The 17624-nt window shown below is 74.3% G+C and carries 15 protein-coding genes; 6 read left to right on the top strand and 9 right to left on the bottom strand.

Features of this window, described 5'->3' with window-relative positions; all coding sequences use genetic code 11:
- Position 1: 1 nt before the first annotated feature.
- From OG989_RS23245 to OG989_RS23215, 7 genes are read right to left on the bottom strand one after another with little or no spacing between them, the layout of a single operon-like run.
- The gene (locus OG989_RS23245) at positions 2-1648 is read right to left on the bottom strand and encodes a DUF885 domain-containing protein (RefSeq protein WP_327028436.1); all 1647 of its coding nucleotides are present in this window, start codon (positions 1646-1648) and stop codon (positions 2-4) included.
- Positions 1645-2883 carry an amidohydrolase family protein gene (locus OG989_RS23240; protein WP_327028435.1) on the bottom strand — a complete coding sequence of 413 codons (1239 nt, stop codon included), beginning with the start codon at positions 2881-2883 and terminating at the stop codon, positions 1645-1647. The genes OG989_RS23245 and OG989_RS23240 overlap by 4 nt, the downstream gene beginning before the upstream one ends.
- A gap of 10 nt (positions 2884-2893) precedes the next feature.
- Positions 2894-3877 (bottom strand): ABC transporter ATP-binding protein, encoded by a 984-nt coding sequence (locus OG989_RS23235; RefSeq protein ID WP_151453654.1) that lies wholly within the window; start codon positions 3875-3877, stop codon positions 2894-2896.
- Positions 3874-4851 (bottom strand): ABC transporter ATP-binding protein, encoded by a 978-nt coding sequence (locus tag OG989_RS23230; RefSeq protein WP_327028434.1) that lies wholly within the window; start codon positions 4849-4851, stop codon positions 3874-3876. The genes OG989_RS23235 and OG989_RS23230 overlap by 4 nt, the downstream gene beginning before the upstream one ends.
- A 3-nt stretch (positions 4852-4854) precedes the next feature.
- On the bottom strand, positions 4855-5775 hold the full coding sequence (locus OG989_RS23225; RefSeq protein WP_151456999.1) for an ABC transporter permease: 921 nt from the start codon (positions 5773-5775) through the stop codon (positions 4855-4857).
- Entirely contained in the window at positions 5772-6860 is a 1089-nt protein-coding gene (locus OG989_RS23220) for an ABC transporter permease (protein WP_327028433.1), read from the bottom strand. The genes OG989_RS23225 and OG989_RS23220 overlap by 4 nt, the downstream gene beginning before the upstream one ends.
- A gap of 7 nt (positions 6861-6867) precedes the next feature.
- Entirely contained in the window at positions 6868-8475 is a 1608-nt protein-coding gene (locus tag OG989_RS23215; protein ID WP_327028432.1) for an ABC transporter substrate-binding protein, read from the bottom strand.
- 303 nt (positions 8476-8778) lie between these two features.
- Here OG989_RS23215 and OG989_RS23210 point away from each other — a divergent pair, with 303 nt between their 5' ends.
- The 6 genes from OG989_RS23210 to OG989_RS23185 all read left to right on the top strand — a co-directional run bounded on the left by OG989_RS23210 (position 8779) and on the right by OG989_RS23185 (position 15755).
- Positions 8779-9315, top strand: a complete 537-nt coding sequence (locus tag OG989_RS23210) for a helix-turn-helix domain-containing protein (protein ID WP_327028431.1) — start codon at positions 8779-8781, stop codon at positions 9313-9315.
- 73 nt (positions 9316-9388) lie between these two features.
- A complete protein-coding gene (locus OG989_RS23205; protein WP_327028430.1) occupies positions 9389-10309 on the top strand; it encodes a dihydrodipicolinate synthase family protein in 921 nt (306 codons plus the stop codon).
- The gene (locus OG989_RS23200) at positions 10306-11493 is read left to right on the top strand and encodes an NAD(P)/FAD-dependent oxidoreductase (protein WP_151457003.1); all 1188 of its coding nucleotides are present in this window, start codon (positions 10306-10308) and stop codon (positions 11491-11493) included. The genes OG989_RS23205 and OG989_RS23200 overlap by 4 nt, the downstream gene beginning before the upstream one ends.
- On the top strand, positions 11486-11797 hold the full coding sequence (locus tag OG989_RS23195) for a (2Fe-2S)-binding protein (protein ID WP_225852460.1): 312 nt from the start codon (positions 11486-11488) through the stop codon (positions 11795-11797). Before OG989_RS23200 ends, OG989_RS23195 begins: the two co-directional genes overlap by 8 nt.
- Positions 11794-13260, top strand: coding sequence for an FAD/NAD(P)-dependent oxidoreductase (locus OG989_RS23190; protein WP_327028429.1), 1467 nt, complete (start codon positions 11794-11796; stop codon positions 13258-13260). The genes OG989_RS23195 and OG989_RS23190 overlap by 4 nt, the downstream gene beginning before the upstream one ends.
- Positions 13261-13571: 311 nt before the next feature.
- Complete coding sequence (locus OG989_RS23185) at positions 13572-15755, top strand: N,N-dimethylformamidase beta subunit family domain-containing protein (protein ID WP_327028428.1); 2184 nt, start codon at positions 13572-13574, stop codon at positions 15753-15755.
- Between the two features lie 6 nt (positions 15756-15761).
- On the opposite strand, the gene OG989_RS23180 is transcribed toward OG989_RS23185, so the two are convergent.
- A complete protein-coding gene (locus tag OG989_RS23180) occupies positions 15762-16865 on the bottom strand; it encodes a magnesium and cobalt transport protein CorA (protein ID WP_442791881.1) in 1104 nt (367 codons plus the stop codon).
- A gap of 64 nt (positions 16866-16929) precedes the next feature.
- Positions 16930-17550 (bottom strand): class F sortase, encoded by a 621-nt coding sequence (locus tag OG989_RS23175; RefSeq protein WP_327028426.1) that lies wholly within the window; start codon positions 17548-17550, stop codon positions 16930-16932.
- Between the last annotated feature and the right edge of the window lie 74 nt (positions 17551-17624).

Genomic DNA, 17624 nt, shown 5'->3' with positions numbered 1-17624 from the left:
ATCAGGAGAGTTCGGCGAGGCGGGCGCGCAGCGGATCCAGCCCCATCGGGCCGAGCCGCAGGGCGCGGTGGTGGAACCGCTTGCGGTCGAATCCCGCGCCCTCGCGCCGTTCGACCTCCCGGCGGGCCTGCTGCCAGAGCCGCGCCCCGACCTTGAAGGCCAACGCCTGCGCCGGCCAGCCCAGGTAGCGGTCGACCTCGAACCGCGCGGTCGCCGGGTCCAGCCCGGCGACGCGGACCAGGAAGTCCACGGCCAGCTCGGGGGTCCACCGGCGCGCGTCGGTGACGCCGTTCCCGGGCGGGATCGGCACGTCCAGGTGCAGGCCGAGGTCGATGACCACCCGGGCCGCGCGCCACATCTGCCCGTCGAGCATCCCGAGCCGCTCGGCGGGACCGGCGTAGAGGCCCAGTTCGTCGGCGAGGCGTTCGGCGTAGTGCGCCCAGCCCTCGGCGTACCCGTGCACCTGGCACAGCGACCGCTGCCACGGGTGCAGCTCGGCGGTGGTGAGGGTGATCGCGTGCTGGAGGTGGTGCCCGGGCAGCCCCTCGTGGCAGAGCGTCCCGACGTGCCGCCACACCGGCACCGTCGACTCGCCGGGGGGCGTCGACCACCAGATTCCGCCCGGCCGCGTCAGCCCGGCGTCGGGCGGGGTGTAGTACATGACGCCGGAGGCGGCGGGGCTGAGCCGGCACACCACGTGGCGGGTGGCGGCCGGGATGTCGAAGTGCGGTCCGTCGAGGGCGTCGGTGAGCTGTTCGGTGCGCTCGCGCAGCCACCGCTCCAGGTCGGGCCCGACCGGCACCCGGCCGGCGGGGTCGGCGTCCAGCGCGGCCCGCGCCGACGCCACGTCGGGGTGGCCCAGCTCGGCGGCGACCGCCCGCTGCTCGGCGGCGGTGCGGGCCAGCTCCGCCCAGCCGTACGCGTACAGCTCGTCCAGGTCGACGGTCGCCCCGAGGAAGCTGCGCGCGGTGACGGCGTACAGGTCGCGGCCGACGCCGTCGACGTCGGTGGCCCGGGGCGCCAGCTCGGTGCGCAGGAACGCGGCGAAGTCCGCCGTCGCGGCGGCGGCCGACCGCGCCCCGGCAGCCAGCTCCCCGGCGAGCGGCCCGCCCGGGTGGCCGGCCACCAGCCGGCCGTAGAAGTCGTCGGCGGTGACCCATGCGGTGCACTGGTCGGCAACCGCCAGCACCTGCCGGCGGGCCACCAGGTGTCCCCGCTTCGCCGACCAGCGCAGCGTCTCGGCGTACTGGCCGAGGGCCGTGGGCACCCGGCGCAGGTGCGCGGCGACGACCGCCCAGTCCTCGTCGGTGGCGCGCGGCAGGTTGTCGAACACCTGCCGGACCAGGTGCACCGGCGTCGCCAGCGGGGCGAGCAGCCGGGTGGTGAAGCCCGCGTCGTAGAGGTCGACCTCGCTGGCCAGCCGGTCGCGCAGCGCGCCCGCGAGGGCCCGCTGCGCCGTGCCGTCGGCGTCGGCGCCGGCCGCCGCCGTGGCGGTGCCGCGCGCCAGCTCCGCGCGGGCCGCGAAGCCGTCGGGGGAGAGGTCCGCGAAGTGCGATCCGGGGGTACGACCCGCCGCCTCGGCGGCCTCCGGGGCCAGCTCGGCGAGCGCGTCGAGGTACCCGTCGGCGACCTCGGTGATGGTCGTCATCGGGCGACGCCCAGGCGGCCGTGGTCGTCGCGGTATCCGACGCCGCCCTTGAGCACCGCGTGCAGGGTGCGCAGCGCGGACACCGACCGGGTGGGATCGTCGCGCAGGACCAGCAGGTCGGCGTGCTTGCCCACCTCGACGCTGCCGAGCGTGTCGGCCTGGCCCAGCCACTGCGCGGGGCGGATGGTGGCGGACTTCAGCGCGTCGGCCACGGGCATCCCGGCGTCCACCATGAACTCCAGCTCACGCACGGTCGCGGTCGTCTCGTCGTAGCCGGCGTGCGGCGGCATGTCGCTGCCCAGTGCGATCGGCACTCCGTTGCGGATGGCGTGCTGGAGGCTCTCCCAGTGCCGGGGCCCGGCGCCCAGGGCGCGGTCCATCAGCCAGCCCGGCACGCCGGCGTCGCGGAAGAACTGCTCGCAGCGGCTGACCACGATGGTCGGGACGTACCAGACACCCCGGTCGGCCATCAGCCGGGTCACCTCGTCGGTCAGCTCGTAGCCGTGCTCGACGCAGTCCAGCCCGAGTTCCACGGCGCGGCGCACCGACTCGGCGGGGCCGGCGTGCGCGGTGACCTTGCGGCCCCAGTCGTGCGCCACCCGGATCACCGCCGCCAGCTCGTCGTCGAGCAGCTGCGGGGTGTCGATCGACTCGAACTCGCCGGCGATGCCGCCGGAGATGCACACCTTGATCAGGTCGGCGCCGGCCCGGATCTGCTGCCGGGTGAGCCGGCGGAACCCGTCCGCCCCGTCGGCCTCCAGGGCGTCGGCCTCCCAGCCGTGCCCCCCGGTGCAGCAGAGGGCGTGCCCGGCGGTGAAGATCCGTGGGCCGTCCACCGCGCCGCGCTCGATGCCCTTGCGCAGGGCGAAGTCGGCGTACCGGCTCTCGCCGACGAGCCGGGCGGTGGTGACCCCGGAGTGCAGGGTCCGCCGCGCCGAGTCGGCCATCAGCAGCACCAGCTCGGCGAGGTTCGAGCGGTGCACCTCGTCGCCGAAGTGGCCGGGCAGGCCGAGCGAGAGGTGCACGTGCATGTTGGTCAGGCCGGGCATGACGTGGTCGCCGTGCAGGTCGACCACCCGGGCGCCGCCGGCCTCGGCGAGGACGTCGTCGACCGGACCGACCGCGCGGATCGTGCCGTCGGCGCCGACCCAGATGCCCTGGTCGCGCTGGAGGTCGTCCCGCACGCCGTCGTAGAGCGCGAGGTTGACCAGGACCTGTTCGGTGGGGATGTGCATGCGGAGTCCTCTACGCGGCGGGCGCGGTGGTCGGCGCCACCGTCGGGTCGTTGAGCCAGCAGGCGGCGCTGCGGCCGCCGAGGTCGAGCGTGGGCGGCTGCTCGCCGCACGGCGCGAACGCGTGCGGGCAGCGCGGCCGGAACCGGCACCCGGTCGGCGCGTGCGCCGGGTCGGGCACCTCCCCGGCGAGCGTCCTGGGCAGCTGCGGGTGCGGGCCGATCTGCGGCACCGCGTCGATCAACGCCTGGCTGTACGGGTGCCGGGGCGAGCGCCACAGCTGACGGGTGGGCGCGGTCTCCACGATCCGGCCCAGGTACATCACCGCCGTGACGTCGGCGATCTCGTGCACCAGGGACAGGTCGTGCGAGATGAACAGCATGCCCATGTCCAGGTCCCGGACCAGCCCGACGAGCAGGTTGACCACCTGCGCCTGGGACGAGGCGTCCAGCGCGGTGACCGGCTCATCCGCGATGATCATCCGGGGCTCCGGCGCGAGCGCCCGCGCGATGGCGAGCCGCTGCCGCTGGCCGCCGGAGAACTGGTGCGGGTACCGCTCCGCGGCCCCGGCCGGCATGCCGACCCGGTCCAGCAGGTCGGCGACCCTCGCCCGGCGGGCGGCGCCGGTCACCGTGTCCGGCACCCCGTCGAGGAGCTGGGCGCCGATGGTGCGCCGGGGGTTCAGCGACGCGTACGGGTTCTGGAAGACCATCTGGAGCCCGACCTGCGGCTCCGGCCGGCGCCGCCAGCCGAGCGGGGTGACCGGGCGGCCGGCGAACCGGATCGCCCCGGCGCTCGGCGCGGCCAGCCCGACCGCCACCCGGGCCAGCGACGACTTGCCGCAGCCGGACTCGCCGACCAGGCCGACGATCTGGCCGGGCGCCACCTCGAGGCTCACCCCGGCCACGGCCCGCACCGGCCCCCGGCCGCGCGCCTTGTACTCGACCTCGACGTCGCTGATCTCGAGCAGGTTGCCCGAGCCGACGGGCTCGTTCATGCCGCCACCTCCAGGTGCGGACGGACCACGCAGGCCACCGACCGGTCGGCGCCGGCGGGGGCGAGCGGGGGCGGCGCGCTGCCGCAGGACGGCTCGGCGTACCCGCACCGGGGCTGGAACGGGCACCCGGGCGGCGCCTGCCCCGGCGCCGGCGGCCCGCCCGGGATGGGGCGCAGCGTGCCGACGGCCTGGGTGCCGTGCGGGCGGGCGCCGAGCAGCGCCGCCGTGTACGGGTGCCGCGGCGCGGTGAGCAGCGCCCCGGTGGGACCGGTCTCCACCACCCGCCCGGCGTAGAAGACGTACCCGCGGGTGGTGAGCGCGCTGAGCACCCCGAGGTCGTGGGTGATGAACGCGACGGCCAGCCCGGTCTCGGCGCGCAACTGGTCCAGCAGCGCCAGGATGCCGGCCTGCACCGTCACGTCGAGCGCGGTGGTGGGCTCGTCGGCGATCAGCAGGCGGGGGCGGGCGGCGAGGGCGATCGCGATGGCCGCCCGCTGCCGCATGCCGCCGGAGAACTGGTGCGGGTACGCCCGCACCGCCCGCTGCGGGTCGGGGATGCGGACCTGCTCGAGCAGTTCCACCGCCCGCCGGTCGGCCGCCCGCCGGTCCAGGCCCAGGTGGACCTGCATGTGTTCGGTGAGCTGCCGGCCGATCGTGAGCATCGGGTGCAGCGCCGCCGTGGGGTCCTGGAAGACCATCGCGATGCCGGCACCGCGTACCTTCTGCCAGCGCTTCGTGTCCAGGCCGAGTAGTTCGGTGCCGGCGAACCGGGCCGATCCGGTGACCTTGGCGCCGGCGGGCAGCAGCCCGAGCAGGGTCTGCGCGGTGAGGCTCTTGCCGCACCCGCTCTCCCCGGCGATGCCGACCATCTCGCCCTCGTCGACGGTGAACGACACGTCGTGCAGGATCGGCAGCGGCCCGGTGGGACCGGGCAGGGTGACGGCCAGGGAGTCGACCTCGAGCAGGGGTGCCATTTCTCAACGTCCCTTCGCGTAGCGGGGGTCGATCCGGTCGCGCAGCGCGTCGCCGAGCACGTTGAAGGCCATCACCACGGTGAGGATGGCCAGACCGGGGAAGACGCTGACCCACCACATGGAGAGGTCCTGCGAGCCGAGCGCCACCATCGAGCCCCACTCGGCGGCCGGCGGGCGGGGGCCGAGGCCGAGGAAGGAGAGCGCGGAGAGCAGCAGCACGGCGTTGCCCAGTTCGAGGGTGGCCAGCACGATCGCCGGCCCCACGCTGTTGGGCAGAACGTCGCGGCGCAGCGCCCGCATCGGCCCGATGCCGAGCAGCCGGGCGGCGCTGAGGTAGTCCTCGCCGCGCATGGTCAGCACGGCGCTGCGGATGACCCGGGCGTAGACCGGCCAGGAGACGATGACCAGCGCGAGGACGGCGTTGCGGGTGCTGGGGCCGAACGCGGCCGTGACGGCCATCGCCAGGATGATCTGCGGGAACGCGAAGACCAGGTCCGTCAGGCGCATCAGCGCCTCGTCGACGAACCGGCCCACGTAGCCGGCGACCAGGCCGAGGAGGCCGCCGATCAGCAGGGCGAGCGAGACGATGGCGAGCGCGAGGGGGATCGACAGGCGGGAGCCGTGGATCACCCGGCTGAACACGTCCCGGCCGAGGGAGTCGGTGCCGAACCAGTGCGTGCCGGACGGCGGCGCGTAGGCGTCGGGGCTCTGCGCCAGCGGGTCGAACGGCGCCACGAGCGGGGCGAGGAGCGCCGCCAGCAGCCACCCGCCGAGGATGACCAGGGCCACCACGGCGATCGGCTGGCGCCAGATGGGCCGCGCCGTCGAACGTCCCCGCAGCCGGCCGCCCAGGAATCGGCGCCGGGTCAGCGCGGCGGTCGCCTTGGGGTCGGGCGCCACGGGATCGGGTGCGAGTGCGGTCATGACAGGCGGATCCTCGGGTCGATGAGCCCGTACAGCAGGTCGACGGTGAGGTTGACCAGCGTGTAGACCAGCGCCACGAACAGGCTGACGCCGAGGATCGCGGGCAGGTCCAGCGCCGTCGCGCTGCGGTACGCGTACTGGCCGAGGCCCGGCCAGCCGAAGATGTTCTCCACCAGCACCGTGCCGGAGAGCAGCGAGGCGAAGGCGAGCCCGGAGACGGTGATCACCGGGACCAGGCCGGCCCGCAGCAGGTGCCGGCGGAACACCACCCGGGCGGGCAGGCCCTTGGCGTACGCGGCCCGGATGTAGTCCTGCTGGAGCACCTCCAGCATGGACGAGCGGACGAACCGGACGAGCATCGCCACGGTCAGGCTGGTCAGCACGAGCACCGGCAGGATCAGGTGCTGGGCGGCGTCCCAGGCGACGTCCCACTGGCCGGCGAGGGCGGCGTCGACCGTGTACATGCCGGTCTTCGTCGGCGGCGGGCTGAAGTCGGTCGAGAGCCGTCCGCCGCTGGGCGCCAGGCCGAGCTGGTAGAAGAAGACGTAGAGCACGACGAGCGACAGCCAGAACGGCGGGGTGGAGAGGCCGAGCAGCGCGCCGACGCGGATCAGCTGGTCGGTGACCCGACCGTTGCGCACGGCGGCGAGCATGCCGATCCCGGTGCCGATGAGCAGCGCCAGCACCATGGTGGGGATGGCCAGTTCCATGGTCGCCGGCACGTACTGGAACAGGTCGTCGGCCACCGTGCGGCCGGTCTGCTGCGAGATGCCGAGGTCACCCGTCAGCAGGTTGCCCAGGTACTGGAAGTACTGCACGTACAGCGGCTGGTCCAGGCCCCACTTCTCCTGAAACGCGGCTACCGCGGCCGGGTCGTTGAGCGCCTGGTCGGAGAGGTTGGCCGTGACCGGGTCGCCGGGCACCACGGTGACCAGGCCGAACGTCACGATCGTGACGCCCAGCAGCAGGCCGGCGGTGATGGCCACCCGCTTGAGCAGGAAGACCAGCAGTGCCCGGCGCGGCCGGGGCCGGGACACGGTCGTGGTGACCGCGCCCGGCTCGGCGTCGTCGACTGTCGTCGTCATGGAGTGACTACCCCCGGCCCACCGCGGCGAGGTCGACCTGCCAACCGGCGGCGGTGTAGTCCGTGCCGGTCAGGTCGCCGCTCGCCACCACGGTGGAGGAGTTGCTGGCCAGGACGACGTACGGCGAGGCGGCGTTCATCGCCCGCTGCCACTCCTGCATGGCGGCGGCCCGGGCGGCCAGGTCGAGGGTCTCGGTGACCTTCTTGCCGGCGGCCACGACGGCCGGGTCGGCCCGCTCCACCGTCCAGCCCGAGCGCAGCGCGGTGGCCTGGCCGGGAGACATGTTGTTGATCAGCGAGTCGGCGACCGGGTAGTTCAGGCTCTGCGGGGTGAACCCGAGGGCCATCTTGCCCGTACGCATCTCGTCGAGGAAGGTGGTCAGCGGCTGCGGGGTGAGCTCCAGCTTGATGCCGGCCTCGGCGGCGTCGCCCTGCACCTTCGTCGCGACCGTGCCCAGGTCGACCCCCTTGTAGGTGATGGCCGGGTAGTTGAACTTGACCGTGGGGTTGGTCAGCCCTGCCTCGGTGAGCAACGCCTTGGCCTTCGCCACGTCACGCTTCGACTGCTCCTCGGCGGGCAGCGCGCCCGGGTAGGCCGGGGCCACCAGGCCGGCGCCGGGGGCGGCGCCCTTGCCGTACAGCCCGGCGATGCCCTCGTAGTCGATGGCGGCCCGCAGCGCCTGGTTGAACTTCGCGTTCGAGCTCACCGGCGAGACGGCCGGGTCGGCGTTGAGGAAGAGGAAGTAGACGGTGTCCTGCATGGCGGAGGTCTTCAGGCTGCCCGGCAGCCCCTCCAGCAGCTTGCCGGAGATGTCCAGCGCGATCTCGGAGCCGCCGGCCCGCTGCATGGTCAGCTTCTGGGTCTGCACGTCCATGTTGCGCAGCACGACGCGGCTGAACTCGGGCTTGTCGCCCCAGTAGTTGGGGTTGGTCTCCAGCACCACCTGCGCCGACGGGTCGTACGACTTGAGCACGTACGGGCCGCTGCCGACGGAGTTCGTGTCGAGGTACTGCTGCGCGGTGTCGCTCTTGGCGGCGTCGGCGGCGTCGGTCGCGCCGTGCTCCTTGGCGACCTTGGAGTTCACCACGCCGGTGGAGGGCATCGCGAGCACCACCGGGATGTTCGGGTCGGCGGTCGCCGAGGTGACCACCACGGTCCGCTCGTCGGTCTTGGCGAACGTGAGGCCGCTGACCATGACGGCCGGGCTGGCCTTGACGTTCTTCAGCCGGTTGAGGGAGAAGACCACGTCGTCGGCGGTCAGCGCGGTGCCGTCGGAGAACTTCACGCCCTCGCGCAGCTTGAAGGTGAAGGTCTTGGCGTCGGGCGACGCCTCGAACGACTCGGCCAGGGCCGGGACCGGCTTGCTCACGTCCGAGCCCTCGAAGGTCAGCAGGGTGTCGTAGAGCGAGTGCACGGCGGTGAGGCCGGTCGCCTCGTAGATCCGGCCGGGATCGAGGGTCTTGAGGACGAACGAGGTGTTGACGGTGAGGGTCTTGGCCGAACCGCCGTCACCGTTTCCTCCGCTGCCGCCCGCGCTGCACGCGGTGCTGGAGGCTATGGCCAGCGCCGCCAGAGCGATCGCTCCGACGCGGAGCCGGCGAGGGGACACCGACATGCTGTTCCTACCTTCGTATGGGCCGGCCCGCGCGGGACGGGCTCTGGGGGCTGTCACACCCGGTGACGTCGGTGACGCCGCGGCCGGGGCCGTTGGTGCAACCGTGGCGGCTTCGCGGGTCTGCGCCGTTGTGCCGTCATGGGGTTGGATGTACCCGGACGGGACTCGTGTCCGGTTCATGTCTCAACGCCGCTTGTCTAGTAGCGCCAAACGCGTTCACCTTATGTTTGACCACCCTAGACAGCGGCGTATAGTCACGTCAAACATTTCTAGCCACACTGTTTTCGGAACGAGGAAAGACGCATGCTCGGTGACCAGCTCCGCGACCTGCGCCAGCAGCACTCCCTCACGCTGCGCCAGCTCGCGGCGGCGGCCGACGTGTCGCCCGCCCTGCTCAGCCAGATCGAGAACGGCGCCACGGACCCCAGCCTGGCCACCCTGCGTAAGCTCGCCAAGGTCTTCGACACCTCCATCGCGGCGCTGTTCTCCGAGCCGGACGCCCCGCTGGTGCACATCAGCCGGCCCGGCTCGCGGTCCCGGCTCGCCGCGCCTCCCGGGCAGATCGCCTACGACCGGCTCACGCCGGGGCGGGGCGACCTGGAGGTGCTGGAAGCCGAGCTGGCGCCCGGCGACGCCAGCTCCACCGAGCCGTGGGCGCACCCCTCCACGGAGTGCGCGATCGCCGTCACCGGTGAGGTCGTCGCGGAGATCGGCGGCGAGAACTACGTGCTGAAGACCGGCGAGGCGATCACCTTCGACTCCCGGCTGCCCCACCTCTACCGCAACGCCAGCGACCAGCGGGCCCGGCTCATCATCGCGGTCACCCCGCCGACCCCCTGACCCACCCGGCACGTCACCCGGCCCGCGTACGCGCACGTGGGCGGTACGACGCCGCCCGTCGAAAGGACCCGCAGTGGACCGTGACAGCGTCGACTGGTTCGGCTACCTCCCGGCCGTCACCACCCCGTTCACCGCCACGGGCGAGCTGGACCTCGCCGCCTGGCGCGGGCAACTGGACTGGCTCGCCGCCGAGCGGCTGCACGGGGTGATCGTCGGCGGCACCACGGGCGAGTGGTTCAGTCTCAGTGAACAGGAGCGGGCCGAGCTGTTCCGGACGGCCGCCGAGCGGGTCGGCGACCGGCTCACCGTGCTCGGCGGCTGCAACGCGTACACGCCGGCGGAGGCCATCCGGCACGCCGAGGCCGCCCGGGCCGCCGGCCTGCACGGCATCCTGCTCACCCCGCCGCCGTACGTGGTGCCCACCCGCGCCGAGGTCGTGGCGTTCTACCGGGCCGTCTCCGAGGCCGTCGACATCCCGCTCTGCGTCTACAACTGGCCCCGCGGCACCGGCGTCGACCTGGACGCCGACCTGCTGCTGGAGCTGAGCGCGCTGGACACCGTGGTGGCGGTCAAGAACTCCACCCCCGACTTCGGCGGCTTCGTCCGGAGCCTGGTGGCCCTGCGGCACCGGGTGCGCTACTTCGGCATCCCCACCAACGAGGTGGGCATCGAGCTGATGACCACGATCGGCGGCGACGGGCTGATGGGCGCCGGCGCCGTGCTCGGCGCCGACCACCCCGACTTCTTCCGCGCGCTGCGCGCCGGGGACCTCGACCGGGCCCGGGTCCTCGGCGCCCGCGACCGCGTGATCATGGAGGACTGGTTCGGGCCCGACTACGGCGCCCGGTTCGGCAACGCGCAGGCGATCATGAAGTACGCGCTCACCCTGCGCGGCGTGCCGGCCGGGCACGTCCGTGCGCCGCTGCTCCCGCTGACCCCCGCCGAACAGGACCGCGTCCGGGCCACCATGAGCCAGCTCGACCTGCTCCCATGACTGCGTACGACACGGCGGTCATCGGCGGCGGCCTGCTCGGCTGCGCGACCGCCTGGCACCTGGCCCGCGCCGGCAACCGCGTCCTGCTCGTCGAGAAGGACCAGGTCAACCGGCACGCCTCCGGGCAGAACGCGGGCAGCCTGCACTTCCAGCTGGAGTTCCGGATGGTCGAGCACGGCGACGACGCGGCCCGCGCGGCGGCCCGCGCGCTCCCGCTGCACCTGGACGCCGTGCGGGCCTGGGCGACCATCGAGGACGAGCTCGGCGAGCGGTGCGGGGTGTCCCGCACCGGCGGATTGATGCTCGCCGAGACCCCGGCGGAGATCGCCGTGCTGGACCGCAAGGCGGCCCTCGAACGCGAGTACGGCCTCGACGTCGCCGTGCTCTCCGGCCCGGAGCTGCGCCGGTTCGCGCCGTACCTGGCCGACACCGTGCTCGCCGCCGGCCACGTGCCCGGCGAGGGCAAGGCCAACCCGCGGCTGGTCACCCCGGCGCTGGCCCGGGCCGCCGGCCGCCACGGTGCCGTGCTGCGCACCGGCTGCCGGGTCACCGGGCTGCACCGGCGCGGCCGGCACTGGGAACTGCGCACCGGGGCCGGCCCGGGAGACACCGCCGGGGAGACCCACCTGGCCGACACGGTCGTGCTCGCCGGCGGCGTGTGGACCGCCGAGCTGGCCGCGATGGCCGACGTCCGGCTGCCGGTCTTCCCGGTCGGGCTGACGATGAGCGCGACCGCCCGCAGCCGGCCGTTCCTGCCGCACCTGATCCAGCACGTCGGCCGGCGGCTGTCGATGAAGCAGACTGAGGACGGCAACGTGCTGATCGGCGGCGGCTGGCCGGCCAAGCTGGTCAGCCGCGCCGGACAGGTCGACCTGGAGACCAACCCGGAGCTGCGCTACGAGTCGCTGGTCGGCAACGCCGACGCCGCCCGGGTGGTCCCGGCGGTGTGGGACCTGCCGGTGATCCGGACGTGGACGGGCATGACCACGCTCACCCCGGACCACCTGCCGCTGCTCGGCGCGGTGCCGCGCCGGCCGGGGCTGTACGTCGCCACCGGCGGCTCGGCCTTCACCCTCGGCCTCACCTACGCCCGGCTCCTCGCCGCCATGGTCGTCACCGGCGAGCCCGACCGTGCGATCGAGGACTATTCACCCGCCCGCTTCGGAGCGCTGAACTTTGTCTGAACACCGCCCGCCGCAGCCCGCCGAGGCGCCGAGGCGCACCGCGATGGGCCGGCCCGCGCCGGTCACCATCGAGGTGGACGGGCGGCCGGTGCTCGCCCACCCGGGCGAGTCCCTGGCCACCGCGCTGCTGGCCGCCGGGGAGCGGGCCGTCGGCGCCACGCGCGGCGGCGCCCGCCGGGGGCCCTACTGCAACATGGGGATCTGCTTCGAGTGCGTCGTCACGGTGGACGACGTGCCCTGCCAGCGTTCCTGCCTGATCCGGGTACGGGCCGACATGCGGGTCCGCACGGCGGTGCCCCGGTGAGCGCGCCCGACGTGGTGGTGGTCGGCGCCGGCCCGGCCGGGCTGGCCGCCGCCGCCACCCTCGGCCGGCACGGCGCCGCCGTCACCGTCGTCGACGAGCAGGAGCAGCCGGGCGGGCAGATCTACCGCCGGCCGCCGGCCGGGTTCACCCCGCCGACCGCGCCGTCCTCCGCCGGTCGGGCCCTGCTCGCCGAGGCCACCGCCGCGCCCGGCGTCCGGTGGCTCGCCGACACCACGGTGTGGGGCGTCCTCGGCACCCGCGCCGGCCTCGACGGGTACGCCGGCGACCAGCCCGCGCCGGGGCGCTACCGGGTCGCCACGCACAGCCCGGCCGGGGTCCGCCTGCTCGAACCCCGGGCGGTGCTGCTCACCGCCGGCGCGTACGACCTGCCGGTGCCGTTTCCCGGCTGGACGCTGCCCGGCGTGCTCACGGCGGGCGGTGTGCAGACGTTCGTCAAGGCGCAGGGCCTGCTGCCGGGTGGCCGGTTCGTGCTGGCCGGGGGCCACCCGCTGCTGCTGGTGGTGGCCGCCCAACTGGTGCGCGCCGGTGCCCGGGTGGTCGAGGTCGCGCTGGTCCAACGCCGCCGCGACCTGCTGCCCGGTCCGGCCGGGCTGGCCGCCGTGGCGGGCGCGGGCGGCAAGATCGCCGAGGGCGTGGGGGCGCTGCGCGTGCTGCGCCGGGCGGGGGTGCCGGTCCGGTTCGCCACGGTCGTCCGCCGCGCCGACGGCGACCCGGACCTGAGCGCGGTGACCCTCGCCGAGGTCGGCCCCACGGGGCAGCCGGTGCCCGGGACCGACCGGGAGGTGCCCTGCGACGTGCTGGCGCTGGGCTACGGCTTCGTCCCCTCCGTCGAGCTGGCCCGGCAGGCCGGCTGTGCGGTGACCTGGGACTCGCCCGGGGGCGGTTGGGTGGTCGGGCACGACGAGTGGTTGCGTACCTCGGTGCCCGGGATCGCGGTGGCCGGCGAGCTGACCGGCGTCGCGGGTGCCGAGCAGGCGGCGGTCGAGGGCCGGCTGGCCGCCCTGGGCGTGCTGCGCGACCTGGGGCTGCTCGATGAGCGTCGGGCCGCCGCGCTGGCCGACCCGGTGCGCCGGGAGCTACGCCGCCGGCGACGTTTCGTCACCCGGGTGCTCGACCGCTTCGCGCCGGACCGGGCGGCCCTGGGCAGCCTGGTCACCGACGACACCGTGCTCTGCCGCTGCGAGGAGGTGCGGGCCGGTGACGTGCGCCGGGCGCTGGCGGCCAACCCGCACCTGGGCACCGCGAACGCGGTCAAGCTGGTGACCCGCGCCGGGATGGGCCTGTGCCAGGGCCGGTCCTGCCAGCCGGGCCTCTGCCAGTTCATCTGCACGCTGACCGGCCGGGGGCCGGAGGAGGTCGGGGCGTTCACCGCGCAGGCGCCGGTCAAGCCCGTCCCCCTGCGCGCCCTCGCGGTCGGCGACGCGCTGCCCGACACGCCCTGACCGCCGCGCCGCCCGGCGCGCTCTGACCAACGCGCTCTGACCAACGCGCTGCCCGGCGTGCCCGGACCGACGCGTCAAGCCGGCCGACGCTGATCAGGTCGCCGCCGGGCCGCGCCGGGCCCGTCGCCTCGATCGACAACAGTCAATCGCCTTCCGTCAATCGCTTGATCGGCGGGATCGGCGCGGGCCGGCCGGTCGGAGGTGTTCGCGGATCATCCGATTTCCCCGCTCAGGGCGCTTGGCGGGGCCACGCCGGCGCCGTCGGTTTCGTAGGTTGCCCAGCACATCCGCCTCGCCGGAGAGGGGTCGCCATGGGAAACGTGCCGGGCCTGGGGGGCGTACCGCGCCGACGGCTGCTCCGCGACGGCGCCGTCATCGCCGCCTCCGTGCCGCCGCTGCTGCTGGCGGGCTCGTCCGGCGCGTCGGCCGCCGTGCCCCAGTACGACCCGCAGCAACGGTTCATCCGCCTGGTAGGCGGCGGGTACGGCGTCATCTTCGCGATCCAGGCCGACGGCGCGCTGTACTGGTACCGGCACACGGGCTGGCAGACCGGCGCGTTCACGTGGGCGAGCGGTTCGGGCCGCCGGATCGGCTCCGGCTGGCACCAGTTCCGGGCGGTCTTCGGCGGGCTCGACGGCTCGCTCTACGCCGTACGCGGCGACGGCACCGTCCACTACTACCGCTACCGGCTGACCAACTCGACGACCGGCGCCGGCACCTGGATCAGCGGCGGGCAGATCGGCGCCGGATTCGAGCGCTATCCCCGGCTGTGCGGGTTTCACGGCGCGTTCTACGGACAGAACGCCGCGGGCGACCTCTTCCTGCACCAGTACGACCTGGTCAGCAAGACGTGGACGGTCCAGGGGGCGCGTATCGGTGGCGGCTTCACCGGCGCCGTGTTGCAGGCGGACACCTCCGGGGTCCTCTACGCCTACCACTACGGCGACATCCGCTGGCACCGGCACCTCGGCGGCGGCGCCTGGGCGTCGGGCTCGGGCCTGCGGATCGGCTCCGGCTTCCGCAACTTCTTCCTCAACGACGGGGTGTGGTGCACCGGCCAGGGGGCGCTGTACGCGATCCCGCCGGACGCGGCCACCGCCCGGCAGAGCGGCGCGCTCACGCAGTACCGGTTGACGAACCACACCACCGCCGGCCCCGACGGGCGGGCCGCCTGGATGAACAGCGGCACCGGCAAGCGGGTCGGCTCCGGCTGGACGGTGCAGACGCAGGCCGCCCTCCAGGGCTACGCCAACACGCCGAGCGTGGCGCAGGGCGAGGTGGCGCGTTTCGCGGTGTCCACCGGGTTCCCGTCGCTCACCGCGTCGATGGTCCGGCTGGCACCCAACCCCGGCGCCCCCGTGGTCGTCTCGCCGCCGCTGCCCGTCACCGGCGGGGTGCAGTCGCTGCCGGTGGGGTTCCTCGGCGTCGGCTGCGGCTGGTCGGACCGGTTGCAGTTCCGGGTCCCCGCCGACTGGCAGCCCGGCCTCTACGCCGCCCGGCTGGAGGGCCCGAACGGGCTGCACCGGTACGTGCCGTTCCTCGTGCGGCCGACCCGCCCCACCAACAGGATCGCGGTGCTGCTGCCCACCTTCACCTACAACGCCTACAACAGCTGGGGCGGGCACAGCCAGTACTGCCCGGACATGACGGGCCGCCGGCCCCTCTCCGTACGTCGGCCGTCGACGGAGCTGAACGTCGACGACCCCGGGATCCGGGACCACACCCTCTACTCGGATCTCCTGCTGACCCGCTGGATGTCCCGGCAGGGGCTCGCCTTCGACGTCTACGAGGACGCCGACCTGCACGGCTCCAACGGCTGGCTCACCAACTACCGGGTGCTCGTGCTGGGCAGCCATCCCGAGTACTGGTCCGACACGATGCGGCAGCGGCTGGTCAACTTCCAGGCCGGCGGCGGCCGGCTGATCTACCCGGGCGGCAACGGCCTGTACGAGCGGGTGCAGGTCAACTCCGGTCGTACGGTGGTCACCTACCGCCGGTCGGACGGCAGGCGGGACATCTACACGGAGCTGGGCCTGCCCGCCTCGCAACTGCTCGGCACCAACTACGTCGACGCCGGCACGTACGCGCCGTACCAGGTGCTGCGTGACCACCCGCTGCTGGCCGGCACCGGCCTGGTGGTCGGCAGCAGGTTCGGCCGCACGGGTTACAACGGCGCCGCCAGCGGCTGGGAGACCGACGGGCTGCGCGGGCTGGCCGGCGAGGCGTCCCCGGCGCAGGTCATCGCCCGGGGCGAGAACCCCGGGGGCCAGGGCGCCGCGATGGTCTTCCTGGAGCGGCCCAACGGCGCCCTGGTCTTCAGCGCGTCCTCGATCTCGTTCGTCGGCGCCCTGGCGGACGATCCGGCGATGTCGACCCTGTTGCGCAACGTCTTCGACCGGATGCTGGCGTCGGCCCCGGCGGTCCGGGCCACCGAGGTCCCGATGCCGCGCACCAGCCCCGCGCCCGCGATCCCGGAGCCGTCCACGATGGAGTAGCGGCGCTCAGAGCCAACCCGAGCGGCGGAAGAGGCGGTGCAGGGCGAACGCGGTCAGCGCCATCAGGCCGAGCGCGGTGGGGTAGCCGTAGCGCCAGTGCAGCTCCGGCATGTTGGCGAAGTTCATGCCGTAGATGCCGGCGATGCCGGTCTGGGTGGCGGCGATGGCGGCCCACGCGGCGATCTTGCGCATGTCGTTGTTCTGCTCCACCGCGAGCTGCGCCAACCGGGACTGCACGATCGAGGTCAGCAGGTCGTCGTAGGCGGCGACCCGGTCCACCGCCCGGGTCAGCCGGGCGTCCACGTCGACGAACCATCGGTGCAGGTTGCGCGGCGGGTTGTCGGGCCGCTGGTCGAGCAGGGAGCGCAGCGGCGCCTGGAGGGGCTGCACCGCCCGCTTGAACTCGACCACCTCCCGCTTGAGCTGGTAGATGTGCTGGATGTCGGCCGAGCGGTCGCGGGCGAACACCGCCTCCTCGACGCGTTCCAGGTCCCGCTCGACGTGCCCGGCGACCTCCAGGTAGAGGTCGACCATCCGGTCGCAGACCGCGTAGGCGACCGCCCACGGGCCCTGCGCGAGCACCGCGGGGCGCTGCTCGACGTCGGCGCGTACGCAGGTGAGCGCGCCCGCGGCGCCGTGCCGCACCGTGACGGCGAAGCGGTCGCCGACCAGCACCATCACGTCGCCGGTGTCGACCACCTCCGAGGTGTCGGTCAGCTCGGCGTGCTCGACGTAACGGGCGGTGCGCAGGACCAGCAGGGTGACGTCGCCCTCGCGGCGCACCGTGGGGCGGTGGCCGTCGGCGAGGGCCTGCTCGACGGTGAGGTCGTCGAGCCCGAAGGTGCGGCCGACGGCCGCCATCACCGCCGGATCGGGCTCGTGCAGACCCAGCCAGACGAAGGCGTCGCGGCCGCGACGGCTGCGGGCGTACGCGTCGGCGTAGTGCAGGCGGCCCGGCTCGCGCCGCCCGCCGACGTAGACGGCACAGTCGACCACGGCGTCGGGATTGGAGCGACGGGGCTCCGGCGCGCGCTGCCCGGGCAGCGGTCGGCCGAGCAGCCGGTCGAACACGGCCGACAGCCTGACCCGTTCCCTCGCCCGCCGAACCACCCGTCCCCCTCCGCCGCACCGGCATCCGCGCGGACACCGTACTCGGGCCGGGCGGGTCCGGGGGTCACGGCACCCGGGTGGCGAACACGATGACGTTGTCGACGTAGTTGCCGGTGTCCCGGTCGAACCGGCCGCCGCAGGTGATCAGCCGCAGGCCGGTCGCGTCGCTGGGCCCGTAGACCAGGTCGGTGGGGAAGTGGTCCTTCGGGTACGACCCGACGCCGTCGACGGCGAAGGTGGCGACGCTGGCGTCGGCGCGGGTGATCCGCACGGTGTCGCCGGGCCGCAGCCGACCGAGGTCGAAGAAGACGGCGGGGCCGGCGGCGGAGTCGACGTGCCCGACGAGCACGGCGTTGCCGGTCTCGCCTGGGCTGACACCGTGCCGGTACCAGCCGGCCAGGGTGGGCCGGTCCAGCGGCGGCACCTCCAGGTGCCCGTCGGCGTCGGCGCCCACCGGGACGATCCGTGCCCGTACGTCGATGGCCGGGATCCGCACGTCGACCGGCGCGGCCCGGTGCAGCGGCGGCACCGACGACGCGGAGCGGGCCGGTGCGGGGGCGTGGGCGGCCTCCGGCCGGGGCGGGCGGGGCGGGGTCGTCGCCAGCCCGGCGGCGACCAGGCCGAGCCCGGTCGTGGCGAGCAGGACGACGACCGTGGCCGCCCAGCCGGGCCTGCGCCAGGACACGATCCCACCTCCGTACGCGTGCGCCCGGGTGCCCGCTCCGGTGGGTTCACCGGTGCGGGCACCCGTTGCAGGGA

The organism is Micromonospora sp. NBC_01740, assembly GCF_035920365.1.
GTDB classification, from domain to species: domain Bacteria; phylum Actinomycetota; class Actinomycetes; order Mycobacteriales; family Micromonosporaceae; genus Micromonospora; species Micromonospora reichwaldensis.
This window is presented reverse-complemented; position numbering and strand designations above follow the sequence as displayed.

Coding starts and splice junctions, on each gene's coding strand:
- OG989_RS23245 (WP_327028436.1), bottom strand. CDS start 1,648: ATGACGACCATCACCGAGGTCGCCGACGGGTACCTCGACGCGCTCGCC.
- OG989_RS23240 (WP_327028435.1), bottom strand. CDS start 2,883: ATGCACATCCCCACCGAACAGGTCCTGGTCAACCTCGCGCTCTACGAC.
- OG989_RS23235 (WP_151453654.1), bottom strand. CDS start 3,877: ATGAACGAGCCCGTCGGCTCGGGCAACCTGCTCGAGATCAGCGACGTC.
- OG989_RS23230 (WP_327028434.1), bottom strand. CDS start 4,851: ATGGCACCCCTGCTCGAGGTCGACTCCCTGGCCGTCACCCTGCCCGGT.
- OG989_RS23225 (WP_151456999.1), bottom strand. CDS start 5,775: ATGACCGCACTCGCACCCGATCCCGTGGCGCCCGACCCCAAGGCGACC.
- OG989_RS23220 (WP_327028433.1), bottom strand. CDS start 6,860: ATGACGACGACAGTCGACGACGCCGAGCCGGGCGCGGTCACCACGACC.
- OG989_RS23215 (WP_327028432.1), bottom strand. CDS start 8,475: ATGTCGGTGTCCCCTCGCCGGCTCCGCGTCGGAGCGATCGCTCTGGCG.
- OG989_RS23210 (WP_327028431.1), top strand. CDS start 8,779: ATGCTCGGTGACCAGCTCCGCGACCTGCGCCAGCAGCACTCCCTCACG.
- OG989_RS23200 (WP_151457003.1), top strand. CDS start 10,306: ATGACTGCGTACGACACGGCGGTCATCGGCGGCGGCCTGCTCGGCTGC.
- OG989_RS23185 (WP_327028428.1), top strand. CDS start 13,572: ATGGGAAACGTGCCGGGCCTGGGGGGCGTACCGCGCCGACGGCTGCTC.